We start from the raw sequence: 15,679 nt of genomic DNA on the forward strand, positions 1-15,679 counted from the left end.
CACTTTCCCATCGCCAGCACATGAAACCTGCTCCTCGCCGCTTCCTCATCCGCCTTGCTGCGGCCATCGGCACCGCCCTTGGGCTGGCCGGTCCGGCCCATGCCGAGTTCGCCATCCCCGGTTTCGAACTGGTCCACACGGTGCCGCGTGAAACCACCCTGGCCACGCCCGACCTGCGCGACGCGGCGCTGGTGTGGAAGGAGATGTTCGACGCCGCGCAGCGCGAGATCGTGTTCGGCCAGTTCTACGTGGCCGGACAGGATGGCGAGGCGCTCGACGACATCATGGCGCATCTGGAGGCGGCGGGAAGGCGTGGCGTGAAGATCCGCTTCCTGATGGAAAAGAAGGGCGAGTTCGCGTCGGTGCCGGCCACTATCGACAGGCTCAAGCGCATTCCCAACCTGGAATTCCGGCAGATCGACTATTCCCGCATGACCGGCAACGGCATCATCCACGCCAAGTATTTCGTGGTCGATGGCCAGAGCGCCTATGTGGGCAGCCAGAACTTCGACTGGCGCTCGTTCTCCCACATCCACGAGACCGGACTGAAGATCACCGACCCGACCGTGGCCGCGCAGGTGCAAGCCATCTTCGAGATCGACTGGGCCGCGCAGGCGGCCATCGCCGCCGGCCAGACACCGGCCGTGACCAACCACGATGTGGCGGCGGCCGATGTGGCGCGTGGCAACTACCTGGTGGCCAGCCCGAACGCCTTCAACCCGCCGGGCGTAGGCGACTCGCAGAGCGAACTGGTGCGCCTGATCGGACAGGCGCAACGCGAGATACGAGTGCAGCTGCTGGACTATGCGCCGCTCTCCTATGGCCCCAACCATACCCGGCCCTATTACGCGGTGATCGACGACGCCCTGCGCGCAGCGGCCACTCGGGGCGTGAAGATCAAGCTGATGGTGTCGAACTGGAACACCGAGGCCCCGGCGATCCGTTATCTGCAAAGCCTGGCCCTGCTGCCCAATGTGGAGATCCGTATCGTCACCCTGCCGCAGGCCAGCAGCGGCTTCATTCCATTCGCGCGGGTCATCCACACCAAGGCCATGAGCATCGATGGCCAGCTCGCCTGGATCGGCACCAGCAACTGGGCCGGCGGCTACCTGGACAACTCGCGCAATCTGGAAGTGGTGCTGCACAACGCCGCCATGGCGCAACGCGTGGCGAGCCTGCATGAGCAGACCTGGAATTCCGTCTACGCGCAGCCTATCGATGTGCTCAAGGTCTATCCCAAACCAGCCAAGGGCAAGGAAAACACCGAATGAGGCAGCGCTGATTTCTAGTGCTCGGGTTCGGCGGCTCTCACAGAGAGGCCGGGGACGTTTTCCTCAATCTGGACGGAATGTCTAATTTTAGATAAACTGTCTAACATGAAATCCCGCCCCCGCAAGAAACGCGTCCCCGATCGTCCCGACCACGCCCTGCTGCTGTCACAGCTGCAACAGATCGCCCAGGGTCTGGGCGATACGTTTGCCCCCTTCTGCGAAGTCGTGCTGCACGATCTGCGCCATGCAGATCATTCCGTGGTCGCCCTGTACAACAACCTGTCCGGGCGCGAAGTGGGCGACCCCACCACCGAACTGGGACTGGCCCGCATCGCCGACGAGACCTATCCGCAAGTGCTGAGCAACTACGCCAACACCTTGCCCGATGGCCGCCAGACCAAGAGCACCTCCATCGGCATCAAGGATGTCGATGGCAAGTACGTGGCGGCGCTGTGCCTGAACATCGACCTCACACTCTTCGGCGCCTTGCAGGGCATGCTCAACCAGTTCGGCCACACCGATGGCGCAGTGCGCGTGGCCGAGTCGCTGGAGCCGGCCGGCGCCGACGCCCTGCGCAACCACATCGATGCCTTTGCCGCCCGGCTCTCGACCACTCCGCGCAGCCTCAAGACCGAGGAACGCCGTGCGCTCATGCGCGAGCTGCGCCAGAACGGCGGCCTGGAAGTGCGGCGCGCTGCCGAGATCGTGGCAGCGCATCTGGGCGTCTCCCGCGCGACTGTCTACAACGACGATAAAGAGTGAGGCTGCGCTGGTGATTGCGTAGCCTGTTTTTGCTTCCCCCGTTTTGCTGCCCTGTTTTGCTCCCTTCTTCCCACCTCACCAAGGATGCCACCATGATCCCCGTTTCCAGCGCCACCGAATTGCCCAGCTTTGCCGATGTCCTGCTGGCGGCCGAACGCATCAAGCCCTGGGCGCACAGGACGCCCGTGCTGCGCTCGCGCACTGCCGACAGCGAGCTGGGCGCGCAGCTTTTCTTCAAGTGCGAGAACTTCCAGCGCATGGGGGCCTTCAAGTTCCGTGGTGCGATGAATGCGCTGGCGCAGTTCGATGCGACCCAGCGCAAGCATGGCGTGATCACCTTCTCCTCGGGCAACCACGCGCAGGGCACGGCGCTGGCTGCGCAACTGCTGGGCATCCCGGCGGTGATCGTGATGCCGCAGGATGCGCCGGCGGCCAAGGTCGCGGCCACCCGTGGCTATGGTGCGGAAGTGGTCACCTATGACCGCTATACCGAAGACCGCGAAGCCATCGGTGCGCGCCTGGCGGCCGAGCGCCAGATGACCCTGATCCCGCCCTACGACCATCCCCACGTCATGGCCGGACAGGGGACGGCCACGCTGGAGCTGTTGCAGGAAACCGGTCCGCTGGATGCGCTCTTCGTCTGCCTGGGCGGGGGCGGCCTGCTCTCCGGTGCGGCGCTGGCTGCGCGCGCGCTGTCACCGGCGTGCAAGATCTATGGCGTAGAACCCGAGGCCGGCAATGATGGCCAGCAATCGCTGCGCGCCGGGCAGGTGGTGCACATCGATACCCCCAAGACCATCGCCGATGGCGCCCAGACGCAGCACCTGGGCAAGTACACCTTCGGCGTCATCCGCGAGCTGGTCGATGACATCCATACGGTGAGCGATGAGGAACTGGTGGCGGGCATGCGCTTCTTTGCCGAGCGCATGAAGATGGTGGTGGAGCCCACCGGCTGCCTGGGCTTTGCAGCGGCCCGCAAGTTGAAGGACCAGCTGCAGGGCAAGCGCGTGGGGGTAATCATCAGCGGGGGCAATGTGGACCTGGGCAAGCTGGCCACCTTCCTGGCGGGCTAATCATTTACCCCTATACCGTCTCGGGAGAATTTGGCCTACAGTGCCAGTACATCCCAATTGACCCACCGCACAACGAAAAGGACTACGATCACCATGCCCCATCTCGTCATGGAATATACCGGCAATCTCTCCATCGATGTCCAGCCAACACTGCTGAGGCTGAACCAGGCGCTGGTGGCCAGCGGCCACTTCGAAGAGAACGCCATCAAGGCGCGCGCAGTACGTCTGGAACACTACCTGGTGGGCACCGATACGCAGGCGCGGCGCGCCTTCATCGCGCTGCGCCTGGCCATCCTGACCGGCCGCTCGCTGGAGGACAAGAAGCAGATCTCCGACCTCTTGGGCGCAGCCATGCGCAAGGACCTGACGCTGGTGGCCGACACCCAGGTGCAGATCACGGTGGAAGTGGTCGACATGCAGCGCGAGAGCTACTACAAGGTCAGCCTGCCGTAAGTACGCACGCCGCCAGAAACGAGAAAGCCGTCCGGCAAGCGCCGGACGGCTTTTTTCATGGGGAGGAAAACGCTCAGGACGCCAGGGCCACTTCCGGCAGCGCCTCGCGGAACTGCACCACGTTGCCTTCCGGATCGTAGCCGTCGCAGGCGCGGAAATCGGGACCGTTCCATTCCCCTTCCGGACTCTTCATGCCACCGCCCATCTGTTGCGTGGCGAACCGCGCATGGCTGAGCGAGCGCACCGGAAGGAAGAGCTTGACCGGCACATTCTCGCGCAGCACCGGCGGCGTGCTGATCTCCACAGCGTCGCCATGCGGCGCGGCGATGGCGTGGATCACGAGCAGGAAATCAGCGCTCTCGATGACCACCTTCTCGGCCTGGGCGTGTTTGGGAACCACTGCCAGCACCTGCGCATAGAACGCGGCGAGGCGGGCTACATCTTTGGCGAACAGGACTGCGCCTGCTTTGGGCTGGGTCGACATCTCTGCTTTCAAAAACGTTGAACGGATCAGACAAGGAACGGCAGAGTTTATTTTCGAAGCACGCGCTTGGCAAGCCTTAATCGTCACCCTGTGGCGACATCGTTGTGTCGCCCTGCGGCGACGCCATTCTGTCGCCTGTTGCGGCGCAATACCGACATGCGCTGACAAGCAAACACTGCTCTGTCTGATGTCGTGATCGTGCGCGTTGAAGTACCCTTTCACAATTGCTCAAAGGTGGCTGTTGAAATACCAATTGTCAGCATGATCAGCGAAGTACTTTTATTGTGATCGGATTGGCATTGTTTGCTGCGCGAGGGCGATTAAATTGTAAAAGGATGTTCCAAACGCCGTCGTGCCGGAACCTGATCTGCTAACGTAATGTCGCAGGGCAACAGGATGTGCTTGAGACGAAGAAGAAAAACAATCAGCCGGGCACTCGACCTGCAAGCTCGTTCTCCTGATGTCACCGCTGCATGTGCAAGCTGTTCAGGACAGACCCAGTCCAGACGAATTCGAACCATCGACCAAGATCGTATCGCGCCATGACCATTCGAAACTTTTTTCCTCCGACCCAGCCCGAGCGCGCCCGCTCCCAGCGCGGCCTGAGCGGCTCCCGCATCGACCTGGCCAATGGTGGCGGCCAGGCTGACGCCTGGCTGGAGCCGACCCTGGCGGACTTCATCTCGCTGGCCACCAGCCTGTGCAGCATGCCCATGGGCATGGTCAGCCAGCTGCACGCCGACATCGGCATGCAGCATCCCTTCGTTTCCGTCGTCAATGGCCGTGGCGACCGCCGCAACCAATGGTGGCGCTTCCCTGGCCAGAATGGCGTGGCGCGCACCGTGGTGGACTTCTCGCTGTGCGAATATGCTGCTCGTCGCCCGGGTCAACTCACCGAGATCAGCGACCTGCAGGCCGACCAGCGCTTCCGCGATAGCGCCCTGGCCAATGGCAATCCGCGTGTACGCTTCTATGCGGCAGTGCCGCTGGTGTCGTCCAATGGCGACATCTTCGGCACGCTCTGCGTGATGGACCGCGAAGCGCGCGTGCTCACCGCCGCCCAGCGCGACGCTTTCCTCAAGCTAGGCCGTCAGCTCGAAGGTCAGCTGGAAGCGCGCCGCGCCATGCAGAAGCTGGAGCAACAGACACTGACCGACGCGCTCACCGGCATCGGCAATCGCCGCAGCTTCGACCTGCGTCTGCGTGAAGAATGGACCCGCCATCTGCGCAATGCCCGCCCCTTGTCGCTGCTGATGGTGGACGTCGATTACTTCAAGCAGTACAACGACACCTACGGCCACCCAGCTGGCGACGCCCTGCTCACGCAGCTGGGACGCGTCCTGCGTGCGCCGCTGCGCGCCAGCGACTTCCTGGCGCGCTATGGCGGCGACGAATTTTCCCTGATCCTGCCCGACACCGACGAGATCGGCGCCCTCCAGGTGGCCGAACGCATCAAGGCTGCGGTGGAGCAGGCGCATTGGGAGCACTGCGATATCGAGATCAGCCTGGGCGCCGCCACGGTGACGCCCTCGGAGATGTGCGACTTCAGCGCCTTGCTGCAGGCCGCCGACCAGGCCATGTACCGGCGCAAGCATGGGCGCGAACCGCGCCACACCTGAGTCGCACCAGCCACTGCACTGCCCAGGCGTCGCCCATCGCGGCGCTTTTTTTCATCCGCGCGCTGCGCTCTGCGGACTGGTACGCATCAGGCCAAGGGCTACCAATGCAGCCAGCGCCACCATGACGGCCCCCAGCAGGTACACCGCCTCCACGCCCCAGGCCTGGGCCAGCGCACCGGCCAGCGGGCTGGTGATCCCCAGCGAAAGATCCAGGAAGGCCACATACGCCCCCATGGCCAGCCCCCGCGTCTGGGGCGGCGCGCGGCGCATGGCTTCCACGCCGAAACCGGGAAAGGCCAGCGAATAGCCAAAGCCGGTCAGGGCCGCGCCCAGGTAGGCCCAGTGCGCCGCGCCAGCCTGCCAGATCAGCAGTTGGCCCGCCGCTTCGATCAGCACGCATACCAACGCAACGCGCGCGCCGCCGAGCTTGTCCGGCAGGTGGGCAAACAACAGCCGCGCCAGGATGAAGGCCGCACCGAATGCGGAAAATGCCAGTGCGGCATTGCCCCAGGCACGCGCGGCAAACAGCAATGCGATGAAGGCCGTGATGACGCCAAAACCGACGCTGGAAAATGCCAGCCCCAGCCCCGGACGCCACACCGCACCCAGCACCTGGTAGAACGGCGTGCGGCGGTGGGCGCTGGGCGCGATGGCGCGCAGCGGAGCAATCAGCAGCAGTGCTGCCAGCGGCAGGCCCACGCTGGCCAGGCTGATGCCGGCAAAGCCATAGGCCTGGCTGATCGCCACGCCCAGGGGCGCACCCGCGCCGAAGGCGGCGTACAACGCGATGCCCAGCCAGGCCATGACCTTGCCGCCATGCTGCGGGCCGACCAGGCCGATGCCCCAGCTCATCGCGCCGGTCACCATCAGGCTCTCGCCCAGCGCCAGAACCACGCGCCCCAGCAACAACACGGCCACCGACCAGTCCGGCCGGCCAAGCACGGCCAGCGAAGCCAGATACACCAGCCCCGACAATGCGGCCGTGATGAAACCGGCCATGACGGCGCGCTTGGCGCCGCGCAGGTCGGCATAGTTGCCGGCCCAGGCGCGCGAGACCAAGGCGGCAGCGAACTGGGCGCCGACCACCACGCCCACTACGGTGGCGTTCATGCCCAGCGCGTCTTTCAAGTGCAAGGGCAGCACCGGCAATTGCAGGCCGATGGTGAGGAAGGCGACGAAGACGGCCAATGTGATCGGCGCCAGTTTGAGGAAGACGGCGATGCCGGGACTGGCCAGCGGCGTCACCCGTGCGGGCTTGCCGGTAGAGGAAGAAGACATGGAGAATCCTTGGATCAGTGAGAAGGAGGAAAGCAGCGAAAAAGGATGTCGCCATCACCAGACCGGCAGCTCGCAGGAAACCCAGGCCGCTTGGACATGATGATCAGGACATCGTAGAATGCGACGAATTCGTCACATCCAGCGAAATCCAGTATGCGACGAATCCGTCAGATTTTCCATTCGCATTCTTTTCCACCGGTCTCGTCACCATGAAAAAGCCCCGCCGCCCCAATATCTCCCTGCGCAAGGAGCCGCAACAGGCGCGCTCCACCGATCTCGTCAAGGCCATCCTGGAAGCTGCTGTTCAGGTTTTGCTGCGCGAGGGCGCGGCCCGCTTCACCACGGCGCGGGTGGCCGAGCGGGCTGGCGTGAGCGTGGGATCGATCTACCAGTATTTCCCCAACAAGGCGGCCATCCTGTTCCGGCTGCAGTCCGATGAATGGGAACAGACCACCGAGATGGTGCGCGTATTGCTGGAAGACAGCCGCAAGCCGCCCCTGCTGCGGCTGCGTGCACTGGTGCATGCCTTCCTGCGCAGCGAGTTCGAGGAAGCGGCGGTCAGGCTGGCGCTCAATGATGCCGCGCCGCTGTATCGGGATGGCGAACAGGCACAGGCGCTGGCGCATGCCTGGGATGGCATCATTGCGCGCTTCATGCACGAGGCCTTGCCGACGGTGTCACCGCGACGCCGCAAGCTGGCTGGCGAGATGGTGATGAGCACGTTGACCACGATGGGCGAGCACCTCTCGCGCACGCCTCGTCCGGACAGCGAGATCAAGCGTCACGCTGACGCCATGGCCGACATGTTCGCGGCCTACCTGGACAGTCTCGCGACCGCCTAGCGCTTGCGCGGAACAGCGGTGGAGGCGCGCTCCACCAGTTGCGGCGCAGCGGTGACGTGCATGACGGGCGAGGGGCTGCGCCGTTCGATGAGCGCCAGCAAGAGTTCGATGGACATGCGCGCAGCGGCTTCGGTGGGTACGGCCACGGTGGTGAGCGCCGGGCGCGAGACGCGCGCCCATTGGATATCGGTGATGCCGGTGACCGAGATGTCGCGCGGCACGTTCATCCCCATGTCGGCGATGGCATTCATCGCCCCCAGCGCAGGCAAGTCATTGCTGGCGAAGATGGCGGTCACCTGCGGATGTTCGCGCAGCAGTTCCAGGGTGGCGCGGTAACCCGACTCGACCGTGTCCTTGATATAGCGTGTGCGCTGGGTCGGATGCGGGTGCCCGGCCGCCTTGCAGGCGCTGGCAAAACCGCGATAGCGCTCGGCATGGATGCCGCTCTTCTTGCTGCCCACCAGCGCGGCAAAGCACTGATGCCCCAGGCCCAGCAGATGCCGGGCGGCAATCGCGCCGGCCTCGAAGAAGTCCACTGCGATGCAGGGCAGCTCGGGCGGCGCATCCGGCTTTTCCCACATGCACAGCACCACGGGTGCGCCGCGCTGCTCGGTCTTCCTCAGCTCATCCATGGGCAGGTTGGCGTTCATGATCAGCACGCCGTCCGACAGCGTGCCAGCGATCTGGTCGAGATAGGCGCGCCCCGTATCGGGATCATCGTTGGTATTGCAGACGATCAGAAAACGCCCATGCTCGCGCGCCGTGCGCTCGGCCGCCAGGGCGAACTCGGGATAGAAGGGGTTGGCGATGCTGGAGACCACCAGCGCCAGCGTAGGTGCGCGTCCTTCGGCCAGGGCGCGGGCGGTCAGGTGCGGGCGGTAACCCAGCTGGGCCACGGCGTCGAGCACGCGCTGGCGGGTCTGCTCGCCGACCTTGCCGCGCTGGCGCAGGACGTTGGACACAGTGGCCGAGGTGACACCGGCCAGTCGGGCGACTTCGGATAAGGTGGTCATGAGGCGATGGAGTTGGAAGCCCTCGCATTCAAACCGCTTATGCCTGGCTTGTCAACGCAGACGGGCTGCAGAAGAGCGCACTGAGCCGCGCTGGCTGACAATTTCCTGTCGCCTGCCGTTACAGGATTGTTGTTGCATGGCCCATGCAAGATGGGTATGATCTTTCCACACTATTGGCCGCCCCGATGCGGCAACACGATCAGAACAACGACGTGGAGACAAACCCGATTGCACTCAGGACACCCACCCAGGCGATCTTTTTTTTGGGTGATTTGATTAAGCGCTTAACCTGACGCCAGCCCTGCCTTTGCGGCGGCCTGCCTGGCAATCTTTCTGACAGGAAAATGTGATGGCCAGCATTACCTTGCGTGCAGCACAAAAAGCCTACGGCGATGCACCGCCGGTGATCCGCAATGTCGATCTCGACATTGGCGAACATGAATTCTGCGTCTTCCTGGGTCCGTCCGGCTGCGGCAAATCCACGCTGCTGCGCAGCATCGCAGGACTGGAAGATCTCACCAGCGGCGACCTCTTCATCGGCGGCAAGCGCGTCAACGATGTGCCTTCGGCGCAGCGTTCGGTGGCCATGGTGTTCCAGAGCTATGCGCTGTTCCCGCACATGACGGTGTACGAAAACATGAGCTTCGGCCTGACCCTGGCCAAGCTGCCCAAGGCCGAGATCGAACAGAAGGTGCGCGAGGCCGCCCGCATCCTGCAGCTGGAAGAACTGCTGCAGCGCAAGCCCAAGGAACTCTCCGGCGGCCAGCGCCAGCGCGTGGCCATCGGTCGCGCCATCGTGCGGCGTCCGGGCGTGTTCCTGTTCGATGAACCGCTGTCGAACCTGGACGCCACCCTGCGCAGCCAGACCCGTATCGAGATCGCCCGCCTGCATCGCCAGTTCGAGCAGGCCAGCGTGGTCTATGTCACGCACGACCAGGTCGAAGCGATGACCCTGGCCGATCGCATCGTGCTGCTGCATGCCGGTGCCGATACCCAGCGCTTCGGCAGCATCGCCCAGGTCGGCAGGCCCATAGAGCTGTATCACCATCCGCGCAACCGCTTCGTGGCCGGCTTCATCGGTTCGCCACGGATGAATTTCCTGCCGGCGCAAGTAGCGAGTGTGCAAGAGAACGGCATCCTGGTGCGCCTGTCCGGCAGCGAGGAAACCCTGCTGGTGGCCGCGCAAGGCGCGCTGCAGCCAGGCCAGATGGTGACCGTGGGTGTGCGCCCCGAGCACATGGAAATCGGCAGCCAGGGCCAATACGGTATCCACCGTGAAGTGGTGCTGGTGGAACGCCTGGGCGAGCAGACCTATGTGCACCTGGACGAGCCCGCCGGCCAACCGCTGGTGGCCAAGGCCGCTGGCGACGCCTGCATCGCCCGTGGCGAGCGCGTGCGCGTGGCCATCGCACCGGCCTGCGCCTATCTGTTCGACCAGGACGGGCTGGCGCTGACCCGCACGCAAGTCCAGGGCGGCCTGGCCGTGGCGGCCTGAGTCCGAAGCCCGCCGCCCTCTTGTTTCATCCTGAATCCGCTTCACTACCGCTAAGGAATCACGACCATGTCGCTACGATTGGGAGTCTGTTACTACCCCGAACATTGGCCCGAGGCCATGTGGGACAGCGATGCACAACGCATGAAGGCGCTGGGCATCAAGCAGGTGCGCATCGGCGAGTTCGCCTGGAGCCGCATCGAACCTTCGCCCGGCGAGCTGCGCTGGGACTGGCTGGATCGCGCCATCGAGGTGCTGGCCAGACATGGTCTGGAAGTGGTCATGTGCACCCCGACGGCGACCCCGCCCAAGTGGCTCATCGACCGTCATGATGATGTGCTGGCCGTCGACGCCAATGGCCGCCAGCGCGGCTTCGGTTCGCGCCGCCACTATGATTTCTCGTCGGATTCCTACTTCGAGGAATCGCAACGCATCGTACGCCTGCTGGGCGAACGCTATGGCCAGCACCCGGCCGTGACGGCCTGGCAGACCGACAATGAATACGGCTGCCACCAGACCGTGGTCAGCTATTCGCCGTCGGCGCAGCGCCGTTTCCGCCAGTGGCTGCGCCAGCGCTATGGCAGCATCGATGCGCTCAACACGGCCTGGGGCACGGTGTTCTGGAGCATGGAGTACCGCAGCTTCGACGAGATCGATGCGCCCATCGGCACCGTCACCGAAGCCCATCCCTCGCACCGCCTGGACTATCGCCGCTTTGCGTCCGACGAAGTGGCGCGCTACAACCGCATGCAGGTCGATATCCTGCGCCCGCTCTCGCCGGGCCGGCTGATGGTGCACAACTTCATGCAGATGTTCCTGGAGTTCGATCACTATCCGGTCGCGGCCGACCTCGATGTGGCCACCTGGGACAGCTATCCGCTGGGTGCGCTGGAAGTGATGTGGTTCGACGACGCCACCAAGGCGCGCTGGCTGCGCACCGGCCATCCCGACTTCGCCAGCTTCAACCACGACCTGTATCGGGGCATGTCGGCCCAGCCCTTCTGGGTCATGGAACAACAGCCGGGGCCGGTGAACTGGGCGCACTGGAATCCGCATCCGCTGCCGGGCATGGTGCGCCTGTGGAGCTGGGAAGCCTTTGCCCACGGCGCGGGTTGCGTCTCCTATTTCCGCTGGCGCCAATGCCCGTTCGCACAGGAACAATTGCATGCCGGCCTGAATCGTCCCGACAACCGCCTTGATGTAGGCGGCAGCGAAGCCGAACAGGTGGCGCGGGAAATCATCGCCGTCGAACAGGCGCAGGGTGCGCTGGCGCAGCCGCGCGGCAAGGTGGCGCTGCTGTTCGACTATGACGCCAAGTGGCTCTTCGACATCCATTTCCAGGGCATCGATTTCGAATACCAGCGCTTTGCCTTCCAGTACTACTCGACCCTGCGCGCACTGGGCCTGGATGTGGACATCCTGCCGCTGCACGCCAAGCTGGATGGCTATGCCATGATCGTGGTGCCGCCCCTGCCCATCCTGCCGGACGACCTGCCCGGTCGCATCGCCAAGAGCGGCGCGCTGTCGGTATTCGGCCCGCGCAGCGGCTCCAAGACCCGCTCGCTGCAGATTCCCGAGACGCTGCCGCCAGGCCCCTTGCAGCAACTGCTGCCCATGCGCGTCTGGCGCGTGGAATCGCTGCGCCCCAACGTCACCGAGCCGGTGCAGTTCGGCGCGCACAGCGGCCAGGGCGCGCACTGGCGCGACCTGATCGAAGCCGATGGCGAGGGCTTGCAGACCCTGGCGCAGTTCGGCGATGGCCACCCGGCCATCGTGCGCAAGGACCGCACCCACTACCTGGCCGGCATCTTCGATGATGCGCTTACCAGCGCCTGTTTCGAGCAGTTGGCCCGCGACGCCGGACTCGCCCCGCAACGCCTGCCCGAGGGCCTGCGCCTGCAAGAGCGCAGCGGCCTCTGCTTCGCCTTCAACTACAGCGACGCACCGATCACCCTGCCGCAAGCGCAAGGCGCGCAGTTCCTGATCGGCCAGGCGCAGCTGGAACCGCAAGGCGTGGCGGTGTATCGCACTGGCCAGCATCCGTGATCAGGCAATAGCAATAGCCAGCCTCACTCTGGAAGAAAAACGTCGCGGCGGCGCTGTCCGCCGTGGCCCAAGCAGGCGGCAGAACCTGCGCAGCGTAACAAGGACCAAGCTGTTTTGAACCCACATTCGGAGACAACAATGAAGAAGATGATTCGCATGGGCGTGATCGCCGGCTGCCTGGCCGCCACGGCCGCCTGGAGCACCGCTGCCACCGCCGGCACCCTGGCCATCAACATCGCCTACAAGGGCGCGGTGCAGCGCGCGGTGTGGCAATCGACGATGGATGAATTCAAGAAGGCCAACCCGGACGTGGACATCAAGCCCTCCTTCATCGAGGAAGAAGCCTACAAGGTGCAGCTGCCGGGCTGGCTCTCGACCCAGGCGCCGGACATCATCAACTGGCACAACGGCGAGCGCATGGCCTTCTACGCCAGCCGCGGCCTGCTGGAAGACGTGAGCGAAGACTGGAAGAAGAACGGCTGGGACGCCACCTACGCCTCCACCAAGGAAGCGTCGTCCTGGCAGGGCAAGCAGTATTCGGTACCGACCGTCTACTACTCCTGGGGCATGTTCTACCGCAAGGACCTGTTCAAGAAGGTCGGCATCGCTGGCGAACCCAAGACCTGGGATGAATTCCTGGACGCCTGCAAGAAGCTCAAGGCCGCCGGCATCGCCCCCATCGCCGTGGGTGGCCGCGACGCCTGGACCCTGGCCGGCTGGTTCGACTACCTGGACCTGCGCATCAACGGCAATGCCTTCCACCAGCAGTTGATGGCCGGCGACATCGCCTACACCGATGCGCGCGTCAAGAAGGTCTACACCGCCTGGAAGAGCCTGATCGACAACAAGTACTTCATCGACAACGCCCTCTCCTATGACCTCGACGGCGCCCAGCCCTTCCTGTTCCAGGGCAAGGCCGCCATGATGTTGATGGGCACCTTCATCGCCAAGGGCTTCCCGGCCAAGCTGGCGCCGGAGATGGGTTACTTCCAGTTCCCCATCATCGATACCAATGTACCCACGGCGGAAGAAGGTCCGACCGAATCCATCCACATCCCTGCCAAGGCCCGCAACAAGGCCGATGCGCGCCGCTTCATCGCCTTCGTCGGCACCCCGGCCATCAGCGCCAAGCTGGCAGAGGGACTGGGTTCGCTGCCGGCCAACAGCAAGTCGCCCGCACCCACCGAACCGATCTCGCGCATCGGCTTCGAGATCCTCTCCAACGCCAAGGGCGGCATCTCGCAGTTCTATGATCGCGACATGACCAAGGAAATGGCCGATGAAGGCATGAAGGGCATGCAGAAGTTCGTCAGCGATCCGACCAAGATCGATGATGTGCTCAATGAGCTGGAGCAAAGCCGCAAGCGCATCTACAAGAAGTCCTGATGGCGGTTGATGCGGTAGTAGTTAAGTAGTGGTCAAGCAGCAATCAAGTTGCAATTAACTTGTATTTGATAGTTATTAAGCAGCAGTTCAGTAGTAGTCCACCCGGGCCATCGTGCTTGCCCGCACGATGGCCCGCAGAAAAAGAAGGAGACCCCGCCATGCTCGCGCCCACATCCGCCGCGCAGCCGCCTGCGCCCCCCGCCGCAACCGCGGCCAGTGGTCCTCAGCGCAGCGCCGCCCGCCGCAACCGCGCCGCCTTCTGGTTCCTGGCGCCGGCCTGCGTGATGACGCTGGTCTATGTGCTGTACCCGATTCTCTATACGATCTATCTCAGCTTCTTCAGCTGGGATGGCATGACCGCGCCCACATTCGTGGGCCTGGCCAACTACGTCGAGCTGTTCCACGCGCCGACCTTCTACACGGCCATGAAGAACAATGTGCTGTGGCTGCTGATGTTCCTGCTGGCCCCGCCCATGGGATTGGCCATCGCGCTGTACCTGAACCAGAAGGTGATCGGCATGCGCGTGGTGAAGTCGCTGTTCTTCGCGCCCTTCGTGCTCTCGGGCGTGGTGGTCGGCCTCATGTACAGCTGGTTCTATGACCCCAGCTTCGGCCTGCTCTCGCTGCTCTTCGGCCAGGGCGTGCCGGTGCTGGGCGATGCGCGCTATGCCACCTTCGGCATCATCTTTGCCGCCCTGTGGCCGCAGACGGCGTATTGCATGATCCTCTTCCTCACTGGCCTGACAGCGCTGAACCACGACCAAGTGGAAGCGGCGCGCATGGAAGGCGCCAAGGGCTGGACCATGCTGCGCTATGTGATCCTGCCGCAATTGCGCTCGACCACCTTCATGGCCTTCGTGGTCAGCATCATCGGCGCGCTGCGCAGCTTCGACCTGATCTCGGTGATGACCAGCGGCGGTCCCTATGAGAGTTCCACCGTGCTGGCCTACTACGCCTATGACCAGGCCATCAAGTATTACCGCCAGGGCTATTCGGCAGCGGTGGCGGTGACGCTCTTTGCCATCATGCTGGTCTACATCGTCTATCAGCTGCGCCGCATGCTGCGCGCTGAACGCTGAACGCTCAAGAAAGGAATCCTCATGTTCCCGATGCCGATAGAAAAATGGAAGCCCATCCACCGTGCGCTCTACCGCGCCTCGCTGCCGGTGGCGCTGCTGATCTGGCTGTTGCCGATGCTGGCCGCGCTGGTCACTTCGATCCGCTCCAACGATGAACTGATGGCCGGCAACTACTGGGGCTGGCCGCAGGACTTCGCCATGCTGGAGAATTACCGCGAAGCCCTGACGGCGTCGCCGATGCTGCATTACTTCTGGAACAGCTGCCTCATCACCATCCCCTCGGTGATCGGCGCGATCTCGCTGGCGGCCATGGCCGGCTTTGCGCTATCGACCTACCAGTTCCGTGGCAATACGCTGCTCTTCGCCACCTTCGTGGCCTGCAACTTCGTGCCGCAGCAGATCCTGATGATCCCGGTGCGCGACCTTTCGCTGTCGCTGGGCCTGTTCAACACCATCACCGGGATGATGCTGTTCCACATTGCCATGCAGACCGGCTTCTGCACCCTCTTCCTGCGCAACTTCATCAAGCAGTTGCCCTTCGAGATGATCGAGGCGGCGCGCATCGAGGGGGCCAGCGAATGGACCGTGTTCTATCGCATCGTGCTGCCGCTGATCCGTCCTGCGCTGGCGGCCTTGGCGGTGCTGGTGTTTACCTTTGTCTGGAATGACTACTTCTGGGCGCTGGTGCTGACCCAGGGGGATGACGTGGCCCCGATCACGGTCGGCGTGGCGGCCCTGCGCGGCCAGTGGACCACTGCCTGGAACCTGGTCTCGGCCGGCTCCATCCTGGCGGCGCTGCCGTCGGTGATCCTGTTCTTCGTGATGCAGAAGCAGTTCGTCGCCGGGCTGACCTTCGGGGCGAGCAAGGGATAAGAAACTAA

At 64.0% G+C, this 15,679-nt stretch carries 14 protein-coding genes; 11 read left to right on the forward strand and 3 right to left on the reverse strand.

The window, feature by feature from the left end; translation table 11 throughout:
- The first annotated feature begins 20 nt into the window (after window positions 1-20).
- The 4 genes from BGK68_RS04060 (at window position 21) to BGK68_RS04075 (ending at window position 3,559) form a co-directional block, all read left to right on the forward strand.
- The gene (locus BGK68_RS04060; RefSeq protein WP_075256036.1) at window positions 21-1,271 is read left to right on the forward strand and encodes a phospholipase D-like domain-containing protein; all 1,251 of its coding nucleotides are present in this window, start codon (window positions 21-23) and stop codon (window positions 1,269-1,271) included.
- Between the two features lie 105 nt (window positions 1,272-1,376).
- Window positions 1,377-2,033, forward strand: coding sequence for a helix-turn-helix transcriptional regulator (locus BGK68_RS04065; protein ID WP_075256037.1), 657 nt, complete (start codon window positions 1,377-1,379; stop codon window positions 2,031-2,033).
- A 92-nt stretch (window positions 2,034-2,125) separates the two neighbouring features.
- Window positions 2,126-3,106, forward strand: coding sequence for a threo-3-hydroxy-L-aspartate ammonia-lyase (locus tag BGK68_RS04070; protein WP_075256038.1), 981 nt, complete (start codon window positions 2,126-2,128; stop codon window positions 3,104-3,106).
- A 93-nt stretch (window positions 3,107-3,199) separates the two neighbouring features.
- On the forward strand, window positions 3,200-3,559 hold the full coding sequence (locus BGK68_RS04075; protein ID WP_075256039.1) for a 5-carboxymethyl-2-hydroxymuconate Delta-isomerase: 360 nt from the start codon (window positions 3,200-3,202) through the stop codon (window positions 3,557-3,559).
- Between the two features lie 73 nt (window positions 3,560-3,632).
- Here BGK68_RS04075 and BGK68_RS04080 read toward each other — a convergent pair whose 3' ends face one another.
- Window positions 3,633-4,043 carry a VOC family protein gene (locus BGK68_RS04080; protein WP_075256040.1) on the reverse strand — a complete coding sequence of 137 codons (411 nt, stop codon included), beginning with the start codon at window positions 4,041-4,043 and terminating at the stop codon, window positions 3,633-3,635.
- A gap of 542 nt (window positions 4,044-4,585) precedes the next feature.
- On the opposite strand from BGK68_RS04080, the gene BGK68_RS04085 reads away from it, so the two are divergent.
- Window positions 4,586-5,662 (forward strand): GGDEF domain-containing protein, encoded by a 1,077-nt coding sequence (locus tag BGK68_RS04085; protein WP_075256041.1) that lies wholly within the window; start codon window positions 4,586-4,588, stop codon window positions 5,660-5,662.
- A gap of 51 nt (window positions 5,663-5,713) precedes the next feature.
- On the opposite strand, the gene BGK68_RS04090 is transcribed toward BGK68_RS04085, so the two are convergent.
- Window positions 5,714-6,940, reverse strand: coding sequence for an arabinose transporter (locus BGK68_RS04090; protein WP_075256042.1), 1,227 nt, complete (start codon window positions 6,938-6,940; stop codon window positions 5,714-5,716).
- 209 nt (window positions 6,941-7,149) lie between these two features.
- Between BGK68_RS04090 and BGK68_RS04095 the strand changes: the two genes are divergently transcribed.
- A complete protein-coding gene (locus BGK68_RS04095; protein WP_075256043.1) occupies window positions 7,150-7,782 on the forward strand; it encodes a TetR/AcrR family transcriptional regulator in 633 nt (210 codons plus the stop codon).
- On the opposite strand, the gene BGK68_RS04100 is transcribed toward BGK68_RS04095, so the two are convergent.
- A complete protein-coding gene (locus tag BGK68_RS04100; RefSeq protein ID WP_075256044.1) occupies window positions 7,779-8,795 on the reverse strand; it encodes a LacI family DNA-binding transcriptional regulator in 1,017 nt (338 codons plus the stop codon). The genes BGK68_RS04095 and BGK68_RS04100 overlap by 4 nt on opposite strands.
- Before the next feature lie 349 nt (window positions 8,796-9,144).
- Here BGK68_RS04100 and BGK68_RS04105 point away from each other — a divergent pair, with 349 nt between their 5' ends.
- The 5 genes from BGK68_RS04105 (at window position 9,145) to BGK68_RS04125 (ending at window position 15,671) form a co-directional block, all read left to right on the forward strand.
- Window positions 9,145-10,290, forward strand: a complete 1,146-nt coding sequence (locus BGK68_RS04105; protein WP_075256045.1) for an ABC transporter ATP-binding protein — start codon at window positions 9,145-9,147, stop codon at window positions 10,288-10,290.
- Window positions 10,291-10,356: 66 nt separating this feature from the next.
- A complete protein-coding gene (locus BGK68_RS04110; RefSeq protein WP_075256046.1) occupies window positions 10,357-12,333 on the forward strand; it encodes a beta-galactosidase in 1,977 nt (658 codons plus the stop codon).
- Between the two features lie 147 nt (window positions 12,334-12,480).
- On the forward strand, window positions 12,481-13,719 hold the full coding sequence (locus tag BGK68_RS04115) for an ABC transporter substrate-binding protein (RefSeq protein WP_407645725.1): 1,239 nt from the start codon (window positions 12,481-12,483) through the stop codon (window positions 13,717-13,719).
- Between the two features lie 158 nt (window positions 13,720-13,877).
- Window positions 13,878-14,798 (forward strand): carbohydrate ABC transporter permease, encoded by a 921-nt coding sequence (locus tag BGK68_RS04120; RefSeq protein WP_075256048.1) that lies wholly within the window; start codon window positions 13,878-13,880, stop codon window positions 14,796-14,798.
- 21 nt (window positions 14,799-14,819) lie between these two features.
- On the forward strand, window positions 14,820-15,671 hold the full coding sequence (locus tag BGK68_RS04125) for a carbohydrate ABC transporter permease (protein WP_075256049.1): 852 nt from the start codon (window positions 14,820-14,822) through the stop codon (window positions 15,669-15,671).
- Window positions 15,672-15,679: the final 8 nt, after the last annotated feature.

The sequence above is a fragment of the Herbaspirillum camelliae genome, assembly GCF_001929405.1.
In the GTDB taxonomy this organism is placed as follows: Bacteria; Pseudomonadota; Gammaproteobacteria; order Burkholderiales; family Burkholderiaceae_D; genus Herbaspirillum; species Herbaspirillum seropedicae.

Coding starts and splice junctions, on each gene's coding strand:
- BGK68_RS04070 (WP_075256038.1), top strand. CDS start 2,126: ATGATCCCCGTTTCCAGCGCCACCGAATTGCCCAGCTTTGCCGATGTC.
- BGK68_RS04080 (WP_075256040.1), bottom strand. CDS start 4,043: ATGTCGACCCAGCCCAAAGCAGGCGCAGTCCTGTTCGCCAAAGATGTA.
- BGK68_RS04060 (WP_075256036.1), top strand. CDS start 21: ATGAAACCTGCTCCTCGCCGCTTCCTCATCCGCCTTGCTGCGGCCATC.
- BGK68_RS04090 (WP_075256042.1), bottom strand. CDS start 6,940: ATGTCTTCTTCCTCTACCGGCAAGCCCGCACGGGTGACGCCGCTGGCC.
- BGK68_RS04120 (WP_075256048.1), top strand. CDS start 13,878: ATGCTCGCGCCCACATCCGCCGCGCAGCCGCCTGCGCCCCCCGCCGCA.
- BGK68_RS04065 (WP_075256037.1), top strand. CDS start 1,377: ATGAAATCCCGCCCCCGCAAGAAACGCGTCCCCGATCGTCCCGACCAC.
- BGK68_RS04100 (WP_075256044.1), bottom strand. CDS start 8,795: ATGACCACCTTATCCGAAGTCGCCCGACTGGCCGGTGTCACCTCGGCC.
- BGK68_RS04125 (WP_075256049.1), top strand. CDS start 14,820: ATGTTCCCGATGCCGATAGAAAAATGGAAGCCCATCCACCGTGCGCTC.
- BGK68_RS04105 (WP_075256045.1), top strand. CDS start 9,145: ATGGCCAGCATTACCTTGCGTGCAGCACAAAAAGCCTACGGCGATGCA.
- BGK68_RS04115 (WP_407645725.1), top strand. CDS start 12,481: ATGATTCGCATGGGCGTGATCGCCGGCTGCCTGGCCGCCACGGCCGCC.
- BGK68_RS04110 (WP_075256046.1), top strand. CDS start 10,357: ATGTCGCTACGATTGGGAGTCTGTTACTACCCCGAACATTGGCCCGAG.
- BGK68_RS04095 (WP_075256043.1), top strand. CDS start 7,150: ATGAAAAAGCCCCGCCGCCCCAATATCTCCCTGCGCAAGGAGCCGCAA.
- BGK68_RS04075 (WP_075256039.1), top strand. CDS start 3,200: ATGCCCCATCTCGTCATGGAATATACCGGCAATCTCTCCATCGATGTC.
- BGK68_RS04085 (WP_075256041.1), top strand. CDS start 4,586: ATGACCATTCGAAACTTTTTTCCTCCGACCCAGCCCGAGCGCGCCCGC.